The sequence below is a fragment of the Sphingobacterium sp. lm-10 genome, assembly GCF_023554555.1.
Lineage (GTDB): Bacteria > Bacteroidota > Bacteroidia > Sphingobacteriales > Sphingobacteriaceae > Sphingobacterium.
The window spans coordinates 77,316-94,973 of record NZ_JAMJWC010000001.1 but is presented as its reverse complement, the minus strand read 5'-3'; the positions used below and the strand labels follow the sequence as shown (position 1 = coordinate 94,973).

Here is a 17,658-nt window from a genome sequence, read left to right as displayed (position 1 = left end):
TTCGGTACTTACCGCTTCTGCAGATAAAGCTTATCAAACCAATAGTTAAGAAATTCAAACCACGCCTTCTCGAAAAAAGGTTGGATTATTTCCTGTGGCCTTTTTAAAGAAATTGTTGAAATAAGTTGGGTACTCAAATCCCAGTGCATAGGCAATTTCCGAAATATTCCAATCGGTATGCAAGAGCAGCGCCTTAGCTTCTGCCACAATGCGTTCAGTGATATGCAGGGTAGTCGGTCTGCCCGTAATTTCTTTTACCGCACGATTCAAATAGTTGGCATGCACATTCAGGGCTATAGCATAATCTTGTGCCATCCTCAGCTTTAGAGGTCTATTTCTGGTTTCTATCGGAAACTGCCTCTCCAATAGCTCAAAAAATACCGAGGTTAAACGACCAGCCGCGTTCTTATGCTGATCAAATTCGATCGATGGCTGTATTTTTAAAGCCTCATGGATAATTAGATTGATGTAGTTTCTAATCAGATCGTCTTTGTAAATATAATCACCTGTTTGTTCTTCGATCATTCGAAGAAAGATCGTATTCAAAACATCTCGCGTGCCTTCCTCAATCTTTATCACAGGTGTCCCTCCTATCTTGAATAATGGGGAGTGTTGCAAGCTTTCGCTGCGTTCCAAAGCATTAAAAAAGTCTTCGGAGAAAAGTACCGTGTATCCGACATAACTGGTAGAAATCGTTTCCCAAGAATAAGGTACATGTGGATTCCCGAAAAATAAAATCGTCCCCTCGTGCTCGAAACTACGATCTGCATAATGAACCATGCTTTTCCCGGTGGTCAAGCAAATTTTATAAAAGTCCTTACGATTGTATATTCGGGTCGCCTGGCTGTCGGCCTCCAATTGCCAAACATTAAAGCCTTTCAACTTTAGTTCACTATTGAATTCGGATATCGGACGTTCTATCTTTGCAGCCATCGAATAAAGTTAAGAAATTCAAATGTATCATCTGCTTTTAAATAGAGGTCAAAAACAGACTAAATTTACAGGTAAAAAATTGCCTCCCACATCCATTAATCGTCTCACTTAATGTAGGCTCACAAAGTTTTTCCCATCTTTATATCTGCCCGTTCATACAGGCCTTGTTCCAACTCCATTTCTTCAAATCCGTATTTTCGGTACATCCTCAAAGCTGTTTCGAGCTTAGTATTTGAGTAAAGAATCAATTTATTGGCTCCTTCTAATTTAGCCACATTAATGGCATGCTCGAGTAATAGGGTGCCAATTCCGTACCCTTGAGCTGCACTACTCACCGCCATTTTCCCTAGTTCAAATATAGTTTTGCTTTTCTTTAGAAGTGCCGCCGTGCCAACAATATCAGACCCCAATTTTGCATAAAAAATAAAGCCCCCTTTGTCGATTATTTCCTTCTTCGGATTAGATAGAGACACTTTATCCCCTTCTTCCACTTTAAAGAATTTTTCCAACCATTCGTAGTTCAACGTCTTGATGGCATCTTTATATACTTCCGAAAAGTTAATGATTTCTATCTTATTCTTATGCTCATCCATATCCTTCTAATTTGTGTGGCCTTGTTTATATACAACTCAGCTAATGAACAGATCTTTCTTCGTCAATATAAGATTTAATGGCATACCATAAAATAGTATTAAGGTGTAATTATGGAGATTTAAATTAACCTGATAAAGTAGTAATAACAGTTCTTCAAAAAAGAACAGACTTTGAATGCTCAAAGTCTGTTTTATACATTACGTAAAATAATATTGAAGTACCCGAGAGCAGATTCGAACTGCCACGCCGTTGCCAGCACCAGCCCCTCAAGCTGGCGCGTCTACCAATTTCGCCACCCGGGTATGAAGTGCTACAAAAATAGCGGTTTTTCCGGTACTTGCAACAGGTTTTTATCTACAATTTTTCTCTATTCCTATCAATTAACGTCTGGATGATTCCATCTGCTAAACCTACTCTAGGCGCAACGATATTTTTCAATCGCCCAAACTTCATCACGGTCAAAAAAATCTCTGCTGCTGGTATAATAACGTCTGCACGATCATTTTTCAAGCCTAACACATTGATGCGATCTTTCAGCGAATAAGAGCTCAAATATAGGTACATCGCCTTCAATTTAGCATACGAAATCGGCTGATCTTGTTTGTCGCTGGAGAGGCGTGCCAGTTTATTGATGTTACCTCCTGTACCGATGCCATAAATGACTTTGTGCGATTTGGTCAATTCCTTTAACCAAAGTTTCATCTCTTCCCACGTTTCCGATCTATCCTGGTTGTCAAGGATACGAATCGTGCCCAAGTTAAACGATTTAGAATCAATCAAACGGCCGTTAGCAAATAAGGAAATCTCTGTACTACCACCACCGACGTCCACAAACAAATATACGCGGTTTTTATCCAACTTTGCTCCGAGGTAACTATTGTAGATAATCAGTGCTTCTACACTTCCATCAATAATCTCAATATCTACGCCCACCTTTTCACATGCTTTTACAACATCTGCACCATTCGCAGCATCGCGCATCGCTGAGGTGGCACATGCCATGTAATCGGTCACTTTGTAGACATCCATCAAATCCCGAAACGAACGCATCGTCTTAACCATACTTTCAAACTTCGGTTCAGAAATGTAATGCTGAATAAAAGCATCATCTCCCAAACGAAGTGGCACGCGTAGTAAGGTATTTTTGTTAAAAGAGACCTCCTGATCTTTGACAATGACATCGGCAATCAGCAACCTGACGGCATTAGATCCAATATCGATGGCAGCGTATCTCATAAAATGAATAGAATAAAAGTGTACAACCTCTGGCACAAGTCTGCAATTTGCTTGCAGCAATGTTACAGAATCAAGGTTATTTAATTGTTAACGAATCATTAATTAACTTTATTTTCTTTTTGCAGGAGACAATATCTCCAACTGCCAACGAATCTGATCTGCTGTTACATAATAAGGAGCAGCATGGCGAATACTTTCGTAGACCTGCCGAAAAACCTCGCTGTACTGTCCTCTTTCAGACGGCACGACTATTTTTTCCAACTCGCCATCTCCAAGGTTTACCGTGAGTAAACCATCTACATCTGGCGCTTCCAATCCATAAATCGGATCATTCGGCATCACGCCAGCCAAAAGCTGTGCTTCCTGCACATCTGCACGCTGCTTGATAAATGAGCCTTGTGTGCCGTGCAGTACAAATGCAGCTTGCGGATCGGCAGCCAGTAAACTGGTGGTGATAAACACATTTAACCCATCTACATAACTCAGTATAATGGTACCATAATCGTCTACTTCCGAAGCTTCGCGATAAGCGCCGGCAATCTTAGTCATCGACTTCGGCTTACCAAATAAAGAAAGCGCCTGATCCAACAAGTGCGACCCTAAATCATAGATTACGCCGGCTCCTGGTCTCTTCGTTTCTTTGAACACTTTGGGTCCAATCACTGTCTTATAACGATCGAAACGAAGGTGTAGTTCTATGGGCTGACCAACAAATTTCTTATCTAACACATACTTTAGGGAAAGAAAGTCGGAATCGAATCGCCTATTGTGATAAGCAAATACCTGTTTACGGTATTTCTCTCCCAGAGCGAATAACTCATTGGCCTCTTCAAGAGTCGGGGCAAACGGTTTTTCAATTAAAACATGTTTCCCATACTCAATGGCTCGCTTCGCAAATTCGAAATGCGTATCATTGGGTGTGTTGACAATCACGAGTTCGATCTGCGGATCGAGCAAAAAGTCGTCTACGGAATCGTAACTGATGATGCCAGGATAGTCAACATGTGCATTTTTCTTCGTTCTCTCCACAACTGCGCGCAGATCAAACAAATCGTTACCATATAAAAAAGGCGCATGGAATACCTTACCGGACATTCCATACGCCAAAAGACCTGTTATTATTTTGCCTTGCTTATTCAAATAAAATATAAATTAATGGTGGCCGCCAGCTTCTTCTTTACCACCAGCTTCTTTATACAAAGTGCTTAGGGCTTCTAGTTTAGAAGCAGCGTAATCTCTCAAATCTTTATTGGTATTTCTACTTAAACGACTGAATTGCTCTTTGATCTCGGCAACTTCATGTTGCACATGGTGTGCATAATGCTCATCAGACAGCTCGCTGTGCGTTGCCGGAGCACTAGCCAAAGTAGTAGAATCCGAAGCCATCACCACCGTGCGATTTTCATTCTCAGCTTGAAATTGCTTCGCGCCGCGAATTGGAAAATCTACATTATAGCGCGTTGCCAAAGTATCCAAGTCTGCGATCATATTGTCTAGAGTCGCTCTCACCTTTGCAGCAAGCGCACGATTCTCTCCTACAGCGCTATTGTTTTCTACATAGGTAGCATAATCTGTTTCGTAAGGCACCTTTTCTCCAACGATCTGAAGGGCCTGATAAGCATCACCATCAACCTGTGTAGTATGGGTATACTTCAATTGCCGCTCTTTCATGGAGGGTTGGCAAGACGTCGTAAATAAGATGCCTGCATATGCCCCAGCGACTAAAATTGTATTTATTTTCATTCTGATTCTATTTTAATAACAAAAATAGCAAAATATCCCTTAATTACTCCAAAAAGCGAGCAATTGAAATTAATTCTAAGCTAAATTTCTTCCTGCATTTACTACGCCGTATACCGTTCTTGCGATGAGTTTTTCGTATACCGTCTTCTTTTCATCGCTAATATTACCTCCATTCAGCATGCGAATGGCATAATGTTGTATGGTCAATAGCGGTAGAATGATTTTCTCCCGTTCTAAGATGGACAGGCGATCTACCGGATAATTTTGCATCAGGTACTCTGAACCAGTGAGCTTTAATACATATTCTCTGGTACGGCTGTATTCTTCGTATAAACCCTTCCAAAACTCCCCAAACTTCTCATCATGTTGCACGTAAGAAGTGATGTCGAAGTTAGACTTAGTCATGGACATCATACAGTTGTCAATGATGGTGCTAAACATACCGGAAGTTTCGTATAAGTTTTTGACGGTAGACCACAAGTTATTATCTTCTGCCCATTTTAGTGCCGTACCAACGCCATAGAAACCCGGAATATTCTGTTTTAATTGACTCCAGGAGGTCACAAAACTGATGGCACGCAAATCTTCCAAACGGAGTTCACGATCCGAGTTGCGTTTCACCGGACGGCTACTGATGTTGATAGAGGATAGCATTTTGAGCGGACTCAGTGCTTCTAAGTATTTCAGGAACAACGGATCGTGGCGAAGATTCAAGAATTTCTGATGACTTTCTTGTGCCAACTGATCGATTACCCGTTTCTGTTGTTCCGTCAGCGTATCCCCTTCCCGTTGTTTCAGTTCGGAGATGATACCGGCATGCATCAATTGTTCAATATTATACCGGGCCGTATCCAATGAGCCGTACTGACTACTGATTGTTTGCCCTTGAATAGTGAGTTGTATGTGCTTGTTTTCGATCTCACGCCCCATACTCGCATAGAAGCGCTGCGTCTTGCCACCGCCACGTGCCGGTGGCCCACCACGTCCATCAAAGAAAACTAGATCCACTTCGTGCTCTCGTGCAATGGCGGTTAATTCGATCTTTGCTTTGTAGATCGACCAATTCGCCATCAGGTACCCACCATCTTTAGTACTATCGGAGAAGCCTAACATGATGGTCTGCTTGTTTCCACGAGAGCGCAAATGTTCGGAATACCAAGGATGCGTATACAATGTCTGCATCACTTCCGCGGCATGCGACAAATCGTCTACCGTTTCAAAGAGTGGCACAAAGTCCATGTGCAAAGCTTCTTTGGTCCAACCTTGCCACAGGAATAGTTGCACTAATCCTAAAATATCCGACGCTTTCTGACAGTTACTGATAATAAATCGTTGTGCAGCACGCTCACTTCCTGAACGCTGAATATCTTTGACCAAACGGATGACATTCACCGTATCCTCTATTAAAGAGTCTGGCGCTGCCTCCAGATCCAATTCGCCCTCTGTAAATGTAATAGCGGCTTGCTTCGCTTCTTCTGAATCCTGATAATCAGTACCTGTGATACCTGTTTCCGACGGATATTTCTCCGTCAAATGGTCAAAGGTAGCCCGCAAGACTGAACTATCCTGGCGCATATCTAAGGTCGTGAAATAGCATCCAAAAGTATTTACCTTATGAATTAAGTCATCGACTAAATCTACAAATAATCCGCTATGCTGTTCCACGATCACTTCACGTGCGGCATGCAAATTTGTCAAAATTTCCTCTGTCAGATCTGCCGAATCCTCTTTTGGATTAAAGCTGTTCTCATAAAAAATCTCCTGCAATCTTTGCAATGGTTCTTGTACACCTTGGAAGGTAATTCTACGTCTTACCACACGGAAATCACGGTAATAGCAACGGAATAAAATCGTTCTCAATAAAGAAGCGACCTTACGGGTACTCTCCCAGGTTACATTTGGATTTCCGTCACGGTCTCCTCCTGGCCAGAATCCAAGCTCAATCAATTGCTTTCCACTTTTATCTGCCTCATCTAGCTCAGCATCTACCCTTAAATGTATTTCAGAAGCTACCTTATAAAATACGTTTTCCAGATACCAGGCTAAGCTAGCAGCTTCATCTACTGGCGTAGGTTTTTCTTTATTTAAGAACGGTGTTTTACCCAATTGCTGCAACAGCAAATGTATGTTCTGAATATCATCTGCTTTCAACGATTCGATCAGGTCATTAATAATACCCAATACCGGCCCAGGATAAAATTGTGTAGGATGCGCGGTAAGCACCAGACGAACCGAAAAATCTTTTAATTTCTTTGCTATCTGCTTTTTCAGCTCTGGATTATTTTGCACAGACTTGAAAAGCGCATCCAGCCCTTCTGTATCATCTGTTTTGCCTAAAGCCTTGAAAGAAGAATCTTCTACCGCATCAAATAATACCACCTGACGCTCGATATATTGCACAATTCTAAATAAAAAGTCAATTCGATCATCTTCTTGAACATATTGTTCGTATTGTCCGAAAAAGCTATCAATAATGTCTTCTGGCGGTAATTTCTCTTCTACCCCTTTTTGGCAATGTGTTGCGAAGAATGGCAGGATAGTACCCGTGTGCTTTACACGCTGAAATGGCAAAGTCAAAAAGAGACTTTTAAACAGATCAAAGCGCACAAGCACCTCATTTCCGAATATAGCTTGTTTCTGTAATGATTTCATGTATTTATATTGTTATTACTAATTGTCTTATTTACACCAATACCAAATATAATATTTTGTTATTAACATCAAAGTTTAGTTGCCAATAACGTATTTAATAAGCATTTTATTTACGAATAGAGCAAAAAAAATAAGGAATTAACACATTAGCGTCTTCCTATGACTTAAGCTACCGATACGAATAAGAATCTATTGAAAAGAGTATTGAAATTCCTCGTTAAATCGCCTCCCGACTTTTAGCAATTTATTGCCCATTAAGATATTTTGTACAATGCATTATGGTTATCTTTGCTACCTAATACAGAGATGAAACAATCCAAAGAAATAAAAAGTTTTTTTTACGGACAATATTTCGCAGAAGGTCTGCGGATCACCATAGGAAGCATTATTCCAGTGTTGGTGTGCGCTTTGCTGGATCAACTTTTTGTGGGCACATTGATTTCTCTGGGCGCTTTACTCATTGGGTTATCGGATACTCCCGGCCCTCCCCATCACCGCCGCACAGGCATGCTAGCTTGCTTGGGCATTTGCTTGTTTACGTTTTTATTAACGATCCTGGTGAATTCTTCTTTTGTGATGATGGGCGTAGTACTTGCCTTAGTTTCTTTTCTATATTCCATGTTTGGTGTATTCAATGCGCGTGCGGCTACAGTCGGCGTTATGGGCATCTTAATGATGCTCATCCATATTGAAGGCGAGTATACCTTAAAGGAAGAGTTACAGTTTATTCTCTTCTTTATCATCGGCGCCGTATGGTACATGATCGTTAGTTTTTCGTTCAACCAAATACAGCCTTATCGCTTAGCTCAACAGGAGTTGGCGGAGTCTATCCGACATGTTGCCGAATTTCTACGCTTGCGTGCCAATTTTTACAATGTGAAAACCGATCACGATCAGAACTACCTGAAAATTATCGAGAAACAGATTGAGGTACACAAGCATCAGGAAAACGTGCGTGAATTACTGTTTCGCAGTAAACGTTCCGTCAAAGACACCACTAAATTGGGGCGCCTACTGATACTGGTATTTAATGACATTGTTGATCTGTTTGAGCAGACAATGACTACCTATTATGATTATGATGCCATTCGTAAGATGTTTAACGATACAGGCGTATTACATCACTTTAGATACGTGGTCGTAAAACTGACTCATGAATTGGATCATTTCGCTTATCAGCTCAATGCGAACCAGATGCCACGGCCCATGCACGACTTTACAAAGGATATTGAGCATTTGCGTTTTAAGGTGGAGCAAATTGATAAAAATTACGATCGGAATACCATCCCGTTGAAAAAAGTAATCGTCAATATTCGGAAGATGGTGACCTTGATAGATAATATGTATAACTACAGTCAAGTCAATGCCTCTTCCATCGTAAAGGAGGAAATAGACGACGCTAGTAAGTTTATCCAAACTTCTCATATCGACTGGAAAAGCTTTAAAAGCAATTTATCACGCGAATCTTCAATCTTCCGCCACGCCGTGCGCATGGCTATTGTGATGACGGTGAGCTATTTTGCGATGCATTTTCTCCACTTCAGTGATAAAGGTAGCTTTTGGGTTTTACTAACGATTCTGGTAATTCTAAAACCTGGTTTTGGTCTCACCAAAGAGCGGAATGTACAACGGTTGATGGGCACGGTTATCGGGGGGATTATTGGAGGAGTAATTCTGATCACGATCCATAACCAGGTAGCATTGTTTATTCTTTTAATTTTGTTCTTTCTAATCGCATACAGCTTGTTTAGGATCAACTATATTTTATTTGTGGTTTTCTTAACTCCTTATGTGCTCATCATGATCAGTTTCACAGGAGTCAATACTTTTGAGATGGCGAAGGAGCGTATTTTCGATACTTTTCTTGGTGGAATGATTGCCTTTTTATCCAGCTACATCATATTCCCTAACTGGGAAAGCACCAAGATTAAGGAAACGATCTACAAACTATTGGTGGCTAACTTTGTGTATTTGGAGCAGGTAGCAAAAATGTTTACAGATGAGGCCATCAATGTGACCGAGTATAAACTCGCCCGTAAAGAACTCTATATTGCTTCCGCAAATATGGGGTCGACTTTTCAGCGCATGCTCACCGAACCAAAATGGCGACAAAAAAACACAAAAGATGTCAATAGGTTCGTGATTCTAAATCACATATTTTTCTCGTATTCTGCTTCGTTATTCACGGAGATAGACAAGTCGAGTAATCTGCATATCTCTAATAACCAATACGATTTGCTAAAGCGGACCGCTTTCAATCTGTATCGACTTATTCAGCAATTTGATGAATATGAAGCTCCGGAGGACTGGACTACAAATTTTCAGGGATCGTTGGATGAAGATGAAAATCACGAAGACTCCAAACTGATCACCGAGCAACTACAATTCTTATTGAAGATTTCGAACGATTTGCCAAAGGCTACCGAAGAGGTCGTCAAAAGAGACGCTATCAAATACGACAAAGAAATGGAGGCAACACATGCATAACGATATTTATGATGTTTTGATTATCGGTGGCGGCCCTATTGGTATGGCCTGTGGCATAGCCGCCAAGACGCACAACCTGTCACATATTATACTGGAAAAAGGCTGTCTCGTAAACTCCTTGTACAACTACCCCGTGAACATGACGTTCTTTTCTTCGGCAGATAAGTTAGAGGTTGGCGGAATACCTTTCGTAACCACCAACCCCAAACCAAAGCGTGCGGAAGCACTGGAATATTACCGTCGCATCGACAGTAACTTCGATCTGAACACGCGCTTATTTGAGGAGGTGAAGCAGGTGGTTAAGGATATAGATTCCGGCCTGTTCATCGTTACCTCTTCCCGAGCTACATACACAGCACGGCATATCATAGTGGCCACCGGCTTTTACGACATTCCGATGCAGATGCAGATTCCCGGCGAGGACCTACCTAAGGTGCGTCATTATTATGATGACCCACATTACTACGCTAAACAGAACGTAGTGGTCATAGGAGCCAGCAATTCCTCTATCGATGCCGCATTGGAAACGTATCGCAAAGGCGCCAAGGTAACCTTAGTGATCCGGCGCAATGAGATTAGTCCTCGTGTAAAATATTGGGTAAGACCGGATATAGACAATCGGTTAGCAGCAGGAGAAATCACTGTATACTACCAAAGCTGCTTATCGGAGATTAAGGAGCATACGGTACGGATTAGAACTCCGCAAGAAGAGGTTGAGATAGAAAATGACTTTGTATTGGCGCTTACGGGATACCGGCCAAACTTCGCATTTCTGAAACATATTGGCGTGCAAGTACCTGAAGATGGTGCGCGCATACCGGAGCATGATGAGGCAACCATGGAGACTAACATTACTGGCCTTTATCTGGCCGGAGTAGTCTGCGGCGGGCTCAATACGCACCTATGGTTTATTGAAAATTCTCGCGTGCATGCCGACATGATTATTGAGGATATTCTTCGGAAATTAGGAGATTCTTAAACCATTCACAAAGATCTTGGCCAACTGCTTTTGCATAGCGAGTATCTCTCCCACTTCTTCTTTGGTAGGCGGTGTGAAGATGGCTTTAAAGTCTTTCATCAAGCCCATCCGCATACCTAATATGGATACCAAAAAAATGCGCGCAGTCTCTAACTCATTTTCTAACTCGATTTCACCATTAGCTACTCCAAGCTGCAAGAGGCACACAAACTGAAGAGTTTCTTTCTCAAAGATTTTAGGAATTAAATCTTGCAAATCGGCAGGGATATCGAACCTAAAGGAATAGGCATCTGCAAAAATATTGTAGTACTCATTAATAAAACGCATTCGCTCGTCTAATAAGGCGTTGGTAACTGATGCAATGTCACCACCCTTCGCGATAATTACATCACCCCGATCGAGTAACTCATCCAGTAGATGATTCCATACCGCAGCATAAAGACTATTCTTGTCCGGGAAATAATAATATAGGAGTGCTTTAGAGAAAGCTAAGTCTTTAGCAATCTCGGCCATGGTAGTTTTTGCCATTCCAAAATGGGAAAATCTTCGCAAAGCGGATTCAATGATTTTAACACGTTTTGCATCAGCACTCTTCATATTCCTCCGTAATTTTTTTAGCTTATACGTATCACAATGGGTATCTTTAACCCCAGATAATTAAAGATAATTATTTTTCTTTGATTTTTCAGAACAAATAGTCACATATGGGCATACACATCTCAGAAAACACTGCTCTAGGTAGTTTCAACACCTTTCGCATTGCAGCATTTGCTGCACGATATGCGAAAATTACAGAAGAAACTGCTCTTGTAGCTTTATATGCCAAAGGTGTTTTTGCAAACCCTTTTTTTGTATTGGGTGGCGGTAGTAATGTGTTACTTACTGGCAATTATCAGGGGTTGGTTGTGCATATGGCTATTAAGGGCAAGCAACACTTCATCGAGGGTAATTATGTGTATGTCACTGCTTCCGGCGGAGAGATCTGGAACGACTTAGTTTGGTATTGTATTAATCATCATTTTCCAGGATTAGAGAATATGGCCTTGATTCCAGGTTCTGTGGGTGCATCTCCGGTACAAAATATCGGAGCATACGGTGTAGAACTCATGGATGTATTCTATTCATGCAGAGCATTTGATACACACACTGGGGAATTTGTGACGTTTACTAAAGAAGCCTGTGGATTCTCCTACCGTGACAGTATTTTTAAATCAAAATATAAAGGCAGATACATCATTACCTCTGTCACCTATAAGCTCCATCTCAACAGCCAACAGAACACCTCTTACGGTGCAATACAGAGCGAACTCGATAAGCGATTGATTAGCTCACCTACGATTCGAGACATCGCAGAAGTGGTATCTCATATCCGAGTGGAAAAACTCCCAGACCCGGGTACTATCGGAAATGCGGGCAGCTTTTTCAAAAACCCGGTAATCCATAAATCATCTTTTAATACGTTGGTAGAAAAGTTTCCCGACCTGGTCTATTATCCGATGCCTGAAGAGGAATACAAACTGGCTGCTGGCTGGCTCATCGAACAATGTGGATGGAAGGGCAAACAGGTAGGCAACGTGCTGATCTGGCCAAAACAGGCACTGGTAATTACGAATGCCGGTGAAGCAACAGGATCCGAAATTTATGCCATTTCGGAGAAAATCATAGAGGACGTGGCCTCGAAATTCGGCATTTCGTTAGAACGAGAAGTAAATATTCTTTAATTTTTTATTTTTTTTAAATAAATATCCTTTTTCTTACTAAACCGCTTTGAACCCACATGAAGCGGAAAAATAAAGCTTCTCACCCCTTTATTTAAGGCCTAATTCGCCCTTATTTTAAGAATAAAACCTACTTGATTTTCATTTTTGCACGGTATTTGTTTTTATTCTGGCAGTAGTGCGCTTCAAAGCGTCAGCACAGGAATAGAACAGCGGACGCCCTTTGTTCCTCGCAACAGCTACTCACATTGAATCACACATTAGTAAACACATAAATAACCAGTAGTATGAACAAGTTAGAATTTAATACACTCGTAATACAACATTCGGATTCGCTTAAATCTTACGCGAGAAACTTCACGAAAGACGGTGACGATGCTAACGATCTAGTTCAAGATACGTTATTAAAAGCCGTTACTTATTTTAAAAACTTCCGTGAAGGCACCAATTTAAAAGGTTGGTTGTACACCATCATGAAAAACACGTTTATCAATAATTATAGACGTGTGGTAAAAACAAACTCTTTCATTACGAAAGAAGAGGAAATTAGCAATGCCAATTTGGTGGTATCTGCTACGCATAATAAGGGTGAGAACAAGTTTATGATGGAAGACATCAATAGCGCATTAGGAAAGTTGAGTGAAGAATATTATGTGCCTTTCACCATGTATTACGAAGGATATAAATACCATGAGATTGCCGTGCATTTGGCCATCCCAATCGGAACAGTAAAGACCCGTATCCATGTGGCACGTAAGACAATGAAGAAGAGCTTAAATGCTTATAGCTAGGAATGACAGATAGCCTGCCTTCCTTTAGTAAAAATATGCTGGCTCTTCGCAATGGTCAGGATAGACCAGAAATATGGGTCGCGTATCAAGGGGTTATTTATGATGTTTCAGGTAGCAGGCTCTGGAAAAATGGTAAACATTATGAGCATTGGGCTGGTCAGGATCTAACTGATGAGCTAGAAGATGCTCCACACACGAATACTGTGTTTGAAAGGTTCCCTGTAGTAGGGACTTTAATAACAAATCGATAAAAATAGGGGGTTATGATTAACCCCCTATTTTATTTCAAATTTAGCAAGTGCCACAAATTTCTCTATTCTGTGTGCAATCTCCTCTTTACTTAATTTTTGTAATTTTTCCGTACCAAACTCCTCTACGCAAAACGACGCCAGCGCGGATCCATAAATGATGGCATTTTTCATGTTATGAAAATTGACGGATTGCACATGTGCTAAATAGCCAATAAATCCACCTGCAAAAGAATCACCTGCACCTGTAGGATCGAACACATCCGCTAAAGGCAATGCTGGTGCAGAGAAAATCTGTCCTTCTCCAAATAATAACGCTCCGTGTTCCCCTTTCTTGATAATCAGATAAGACGGCCCCATATTTAAGATTTTTTCAGCTGCTTTTACCATAGAATATTCACCGGACAATTGTCGCGCTTCCCCATCATTGATCGCCAGCACATCAACACGTTTGAGCACCTCCTTTAAATCATCTAGGGCGACGTCCATCCAATAGTTCATCGTATCGATCACCACGAGCTTCGGCGCTGTTCTGAGACGATCTAAAACCGCCATTTGCACCTTGGGCATTAAGTTGCCCAGCAAGAGGTATTCGCAACCTTGGTAAGAAGTAGGGATCTTGGGATCAAAATCAGCTAGCACATTGAGTTCGGTTGCCAGTGTATTCCGGCTATTCATATCTACATGATATTTGCCAGACCAAAAGAATGTCTTTTCATCATTAACGATTTCGATGCCATCGATGTCGATTCCTTTTGAGCGTAGAATAGTGAGATTATCTTCTCCAAAATCTCCACCTACTGTACCGATAAGCTTTACCTCATCGTATAAGTAGGAAGCCGCTAAGCCAGCAAATGTAGCAGCTCCTCCTACGACCTTATCTGTCTTACCAAAAGGGGTCTCAATGGCATCAAATGCTACCGAGCCAACGATTATTAAACTCATGTCTATACCGTTTTAAAATGCTTTAACAAAAAATGCCGACAAAACTTGCCGGCATTTGACGATTGCTCCTGAAGCTGGGCTCGAACCAGCGACCCTCTGATTAACAGTCAGATGCTCTAACCAACTGAGCTATTCAGGAATGTCCTTCTGAAGAGCCTAAACCCCTCTAAAGCGGTACAAAAATAGTAATTGAAATTTACACTTCCAAATGGTATTTTAAAATAAAGCGACCGTAGCCTCTCTGGCATCATTGTTTGCTACGAAAAACAATCCTCTTTATCCTTTACCATTCTTGTTATCAAGCTCCTGATTTTTATTTCGTCCTATAATAATGGAAAGCCACAACTTAATATTAGAAAGATGTTGGTCTCCATATAATTTCGCGAAGCGCTTTGTCTCCGGGAGATTTTCGTCGGCATAAACAGCCAGCCTTTTCTCCGCAAATTCTAATGTTAGCGGAATGCCGCATTTCTTTTCAATGCAGATTTTCCATTCCTCAAAACTTTCTGGTAATAAACTCATATACATGCCTTTTCCCAAAAATAAACACAAAACACATTAAAAGCAACTTTGTTGCAAATAAAATATAATTTTATATATTTGATTATATCTTATCGATTTCCAAATGACAAAATTATTCCGAAAAAGCATTTTATTGTTTTGCCTGATCGCTACGATAAAAGCAGCTCCCGCACAGCAAAAAACAAATGAAGCAAAACACCTCACAGACCACAAATCGCTCATGAACGACGTTTGGGAGACATTTGATATGCTGATGTATAAAGTAACCACAGAGAACGGCAAAAAAGTTTACACACCCTACTTTCCTCCGAAATTATCGGCAATGAATGGCAAAACAGTTATCCTAAAAGGATATGTCATTCCGATAAAGGCGGGAATTAGACACAACAAGTTTCTACTCTCCGTGCTTCCGATTGATCAGTGCATGTTTTGTGGACAAAACGGTATACCAGCTATGATTGAAGTGACACTTTCGGATGACAAAAAAATTAGAGCATCGGAACGACCCATTCAGATCAAAGGAAAAACAGTGCTCAATAAGGAGGACAAAAGCCGAGTCGAAATTTTGATAAACAATGCTCAGTTAATGGGTGATCTGGATTAGGCTTAAAGCAACTGAATCATAAATAGACACTACTATCAAAATGCCCAATGCAGACATGCTACATTTTTCAAAAAATAAAAAAGCTGTTTTTCTATATGAAAAACAGCTTTTTTATTTGCTCCTGAAGCTGGGCTCGAACCAGCGACCCTCTGATTAACAGTCAGATGCTCTAACCAACTGAGCTATTCAGGAATATTGCCCCGTTTGCTTTCGGTGACACAATATTCGGAAGATTTAAGGAATTATCAAAATATTCCTACCCAAAAAATCACAAGTTATTCAGTACCAACCAGAATAATTATTGCAGCACATCTTTCAGAATGAGCGAAATGAAAGTAAAGTAAATAAACAAGCCAGAAACGTCTACCAAGGTCGATACGAATGGCGCTGATGAGCTAGCGGGATCTGCGCCACAACGACGCAAGATGAACGGCAACATAGACCCTACCAACGAACCCCATAGCACAATACACACCAATGACAAAGATACCGCGCCAGCCAAAAGTTGCCAATACTCTCCATAGGAAGCCGTAAAGGCTTGCCAAGCTCCGATGCGTACAAATCCAAGAATACCCAGAATAACTCCTAATGCAAGGCCGGATAGAATTTCTCGTTTCATCACGCGCCACCAATCGCCGAGCGTTACCTCACCCAAAGCCATCGCCTGTATAATCAATGTGGATGCCTGAGAACCGGTATTTCCTCCGCTAGACATAATTAGCGGCACTAAGGCCAAAAGTGCGACGGTTAAACGTGCTTCATAATGTTCAATTACTGATGCTGTAAATAACTGCCCGATAAAAAGCACTACCAGCCAGCCTGCTCGCTTAGAGACGAGTTGATAGATAGAGACATCCATATATGGCTCATCTAGCGCCTCAGTACCTCCAAAACGCTGCATATCTTCGGTATATTCTTCGTTAGCTACCCAGAGTATATCATCAATCGTTACGATACCCAACATAATATCCTGGTGGTCTACTACAGGAAGTGCGACACGGTTGTTCATACGAAAGACAGTCACGGCTTCTTCCTGCGGATCGTCTGCATATAATTTAATCAGGCGGTTGTCGATCAGATCTTCTACCGTGTTTTCAGGATCGGCAAGCAGCACATCCTTAATTCGGATATCATCAATCAGCTTCCCTTCGGCATCAATAACGTACAATACATCTATCGTCTCAGAAGCTTTACCGTAGCGTCGTATATGATCAAGTACACGTGGTATAGACCAATGCGATTTGACAGTAATATAATCCGGTGTCATCAAACGACCGACACTATCTTCTGGATAACCTAATAACGACAATGCTTCTTTCCGCTCTTCCGGGGAGAGCATAATAATGATCCGCTTTACCGCATCACCTTTCAATTCCCCTAAAAAAGATGTCCGGTCATCTGGAGGCATTTCATTGATCAACTCTCGCACCTTGGCAGCAGAGAGTTTTTTGATAATCCGTTCTTGTGTGGGAAAGTCAAGAATCCGGAAAACGTTGATTGCCCTTTTTATACTTAACGTTTCTAAAAATAAAGGACCATGTTCCGGAAGCTCATCGATGAGTTCCTCCACATCAGAAATATTTAGTTCGTTAAGGTATTCCTCCAAAGAGAGCATATCACCTTGTTCGATGAGCAGCTCGATGCGCTCTACCTGCATGTCTAGTTCTTCCATAATGCCCTCTCTTTTTATAAACCCTACATTGGTGTTGATCTGCTAATTTGCTTGCAAAAGTCGGGTATTTTGCCGGAAATCACTAATTAAATTTTACGACATGAATATCTTCATTTTATAAAATTTAGACCACTTCACACGACCTCTAATCTTTACTAAACCGAATTAATACAAGACATGATGTCAGTCAAAATTTTCCTGTTGATTAATGTGCAATTTGTGTTATAACGAAGCGATTGAGTGAGGTGCCGAGTAAACAATTCTATCATGACTTTTTTTGGCCAGAACATCTCGCAAAAATACCACCGGCTATGTGACCTGAAGGAAAATAAAAAATACAGAAGCAGGTAACATCAGCAAATCGGACAGTAAGGAAAGTAACGAATTCCCCAAATTCATGAAACATTTTTTTATAGTTTAATAAGCAGCATGCATGGATTTTATCCAGAAATAGTTTAGCTTTAACCTGTAATAATAATAACCACATACTGGCCAATAATGAAGATATTAAGCAATATTTAACGGCAATTAAAC

Annotated in this window: 16 protein-coding genes and 3 tRNA genes; 6 read left to right on the top strand and 13 right to left on the bottom strand. The window is 41.0% G+C overall.

The window, feature by feature from the left end; all coding sequences use genetic code 11:
• Positions 1-54: 54 nt before the first annotated feature.
• The 7 genes from M8998_RS00415 to M8998_RS00385 form a co-directional block, all read right to left on the bottom strand.
• Positions 55-933 (bottom strand): helix-turn-helix domain-containing protein, encoded by an 879-nt coding sequence (locus M8998_RS00415; protein WP_249990008.1) that lies wholly within the window; start codon positions 931-933, stop codon positions 55-57.
• 119 nt (positions 934-1,052) lie between these two features.
• Positions 1,053-1,526, bottom strand: a complete 474-nt coding sequence (locus tag M8998_RS00410) for a GNAT family N-acetyltransferase (protein ID WP_249990007.1) — start codon at positions 1,524-1,526, stop codon at positions 1,053-1,055.
• A gap of 219 nt (positions 1,527-1,745) precedes the next feature.
• A tRNA-Leu gene (locus M8998_RS00405) sits at positions 1,746-1,829 on the bottom strand.
• Positions 1,830-1,881: 52 nt separating this feature from the next.
• Positions 1,882-2,763, bottom strand: a complete 882-nt coding sequence (locus tag M8998_RS00400; protein ID WP_249990006.1) for a Ppx/GppA phosphatase family protein — start codon at positions 2,761-2,763, stop codon at positions 1,882-1,884.
• A 108-nt stretch (positions 2,764-2,871) separates the two neighbouring features.
• Positions 2,872-3,903 (bottom strand): Gfo/Idh/MocA family oxidoreductase, encoded by a 1,032-nt coding sequence (locus M8998_RS00395; RefSeq protein WP_249990005.1) that lies wholly within the window; start codon positions 3,901-3,903, stop codon positions 2,872-2,874.
• A gap of 12 nt (positions 3,904-3,915) precedes the next feature.
• On the bottom strand, positions 3,916-4,506 hold the full coding sequence (locus M8998_RS00390; protein ID WP_249990004.1) for a hypothetical protein: 591 nt from the start codon (positions 4,504-4,506) through the stop codon (positions 3,916-3,918).
• A gap of 75 nt (positions 4,507-4,581) precedes the next feature.
• Positions 4,582-7,158, bottom strand: a complete 2,577-nt coding sequence (locus M8998_RS00385; protein WP_249990003.1) for a phosphoenolpyruvate carboxylase — start codon at positions 7,156-7,158, stop codon at positions 4,582-4,584.
• Between the two features lie 306 nt (positions 7,159-7,464).
• Between M8998_RS00385 and M8998_RS00380 the strand changes: the two genes are divergently transcribed.
• Both M8998_RS00380 and M8998_RS00375 read left to right on the top strand, forming a co-directional pair.
• Entirely contained in the window at positions 7,465-9,645 is a 2,181-nt protein-coding gene (locus M8998_RS00380; protein WP_249990002.1) for an FUSC family protein, read from the top strand.
• The gene (locus M8998_RS00375; RefSeq protein WP_249990001.1) at positions 9,638-10,624 is read left to right on the top strand and encodes a YpdA family putative bacillithiol disulfide reductase; all 987 of its coding nucleotides are present in this window, start codon (positions 9,638-9,640) and stop codon (positions 10,622-10,624) included. The genes M8998_RS00380 and M8998_RS00375 overlap by 8 nt, the downstream gene beginning before the upstream one ends.
• On the opposite strand, the gene M8998_RS00370 is transcribed toward M8998_RS00375, so the two are convergent.
• Complete coding sequence (locus M8998_RS00370; protein WP_284039928.1) at positions 10,610-11,221, bottom strand: TetR/AcrR family transcriptional regulator; 612 nt, start codon at positions 11,219-11,221, stop codon at positions 10,610-10,612. The genes M8998_RS00375 and M8998_RS00370 overlap by 15 nt on opposite strands.
• A gap of 107 nt (positions 11,222-11,328) precedes the next feature.
• Between M8998_RS00370 and murB the strand changes: the two genes are divergently transcribed.
• From murB to M8998_RS00355, 3 genes are all read left to right on the top strand, one after another.
• Positions 11,329-12,345: a UDP-N-acetylmuramate dehydrogenase gene (gene murB, locus M8998_RS00365; protein ID WP_249989999.1), complete on the top strand. Its 1,017-nt coding sequence runs from the start codon at positions 11,329-11,331 to the stop codon at positions 12,343-12,345.
• A 284-nt stretch (positions 12,346-12,629) separates the two neighbouring features.
• Positions 12,630-13,133, top strand: a complete 504-nt coding sequence (locus tag M8998_RS00360; protein WP_249989998.1) for an RNA polymerase sigma factor — start codon at positions 12,630-12,632, stop codon at positions 13,131-13,133.
• A gap of 2 nt (positions 13,134-13,135) precedes the next feature.
• Positions 13,136-13,384: a cytochrome b5 domain-containing protein gene (locus M8998_RS00355; protein WP_249989997.1), complete on the top strand. Its 249-nt coding sequence runs from the start codon at positions 13,136-13,138 to the stop codon at positions 13,382-13,384.
• Positions 13,385-13,408: 24 nt separating this feature from the next.
• Here M8998_RS00355 and M8998_RS00350 read toward each other — a convergent pair whose 3' ends face one another.
• The 3 genes from M8998_RS00350 to M8998_RS00340 all read right to left on the bottom strand — a co-directional run bounded on the left by M8998_RS00350 (position 13,409) and on the right by M8998_RS00340 (position 14,848).
• Positions 13,409-14,326, bottom strand: a complete 918-nt coding sequence (locus M8998_RS00350) for a PfkB family carbohydrate kinase (RefSeq protein WP_249989996.1) — start codon at positions 14,324-14,326, stop codon at positions 13,409-13,411.
• 65 nt (positions 14,327-14,391) lie between these two features.
• Positions 14,392-14,465, bottom strand: a tRNA-Asn gene (locus M8998_RS00345).
• Between the two features lie 137 nt (positions 14,466-14,602).
• Complete coding sequence (locus M8998_RS00340; protein ID WP_249989995.1) at positions 14,603-14,848, bottom strand: hypothetical protein; 246 nt, start codon at positions 14,846-14,848, stop codon at positions 14,603-14,605.
• A 103-nt stretch (positions 14,849-14,951) separates the two neighbouring features.
• On the opposite strand from M8998_RS00340, the gene M8998_RS00335 reads away from it, so the two are divergent.
• The gene (locus M8998_RS00335; RefSeq protein WP_249989994.1) at positions 14,952-15,452 is read left to right on the top strand and encodes a hypothetical protein; all 501 of its coding nucleotides are present in this window, start codon (positions 14,952-14,954) and stop codon (positions 15,450-15,452) included.
• Positions 15,453-15,570: 118 nt separating this feature from the next.
• On the opposite strand, the gene M8998_RS00330 is transcribed toward M8998_RS00335, so the two are convergent.
• A tRNA-Asn gene (locus M8998_RS00330) sits at positions 15,571-15,644 on the bottom strand.
• Between the two features lie 106 nt (positions 15,645-15,750).
• Complete coding sequence (gene mgtE / locus M8998_RS00325; RefSeq protein WP_249989993.1) at positions 15,751-17,124, bottom strand: magnesium transporter; 1,374 nt, start codon at positions 17,122-17,124, stop codon at positions 15,751-15,753.
• Positions 17,125-17,658 lie beyond the last annotated feature (534 nt).

Bases quoted from the DNA above. Each gene is read 5' to 3' on its own strand.
- M8998_RS00415 (WP_249990008.1), bottom strand. From the start codon at position 933: ATGGCTGCAAAGATAGAACGTCCGATATCCGAATTCAATAGTGAACTA.
- M8998_RS00410 (WP_249990007.1), bottom strand. From the start codon at position 1,526: ATGGATGAGCATAAGAATAAGATAGAAATCATTAACTTTTCGGAAGTA.
- M8998_RS00400 (WP_249990006.1), bottom strand. From the start codon at position 2,763: ATGAGATACGCTGCCATCGATATTGGATCTAATGCCGTCAGGTTGCTG.
- M8998_RS00390 (WP_249990004.1), bottom strand. From the start codon at position 4,506: ATGAAAATAAATACAATTTTAGTCGCTGGGGCATATGCAGGCATCTTA.
- M8998_RS00385 (WP_249990003.1), bottom strand. From the start codon at position 7,158: ATGAAATCATTACAGAAACAAGCTATATTCGGAAATGAGGTGCTTGTG.
- M8998_RS00380 (WP_249990002.1), top strand. From the start codon at position 7,465: ATGAAACAATCCAAAGAAATAAAAAGTTTTTTTTACGGACAATATTTC.
- M8998_RS00375 (WP_249990001.1), top strand. From the start codon at position 9,638: ATGCATAACGATATTTATGATGTTTTGATTATCGGTGGCGGCCCTATT.
- M8998_RS00370 (WP_284039928.1), bottom strand. From the start codon at position 11,221: ATGAAGAGTGCTGATGCAAAACGTGTTAAAATCATTGAATCCGCTTTG.
- murB (WP_249989999.1), top strand. From the start codon at position 11,329: ATGGGCATACACATCTCAGAAAACACTGCTCTAGGTAGTTTCAACACC.
- M8998_RS00360 (WP_249989998.1), top strand. From the start codon at position 12,630: ATGAACAAGTTAGAATTTAATACACTCGTAATACAACATTCGGATTCG.
- M8998_RS00355 (WP_249989997.1), top strand. From the start codon at position 13,136: ATGACAGATAGCCTGCCTTCCTTTAGTAAAAATATGCTGGCTCTTCGC.
- M8998_RS00350 (WP_249989996.1), bottom strand. From the start codon at position 14,326: ATGAGTTTAATAATCGTTGGCTCGGTAGCATTTGATGCCATTGAGACC.
- M8998_RS00340 (WP_249989995.1), bottom strand. From the start codon at position 14,848: ATGAGTTTATTACCAGAAAGTTTTGAGGAATGGAAAATCTGCATTGAA.
- M8998_RS00335 (WP_249989994.1), top strand. From the start codon at position 14,952: ATGACAAAATTATTCCGAAAAAGCATTTTATTGTTTTGCCTGATCGCT.
- mgtE (WP_249989993.1), bottom strand. From the start codon at position 17,124: ATGGAAGAACTAGACATGCAGGTAGAGCGCATCGAGCTGCTCATCGAA.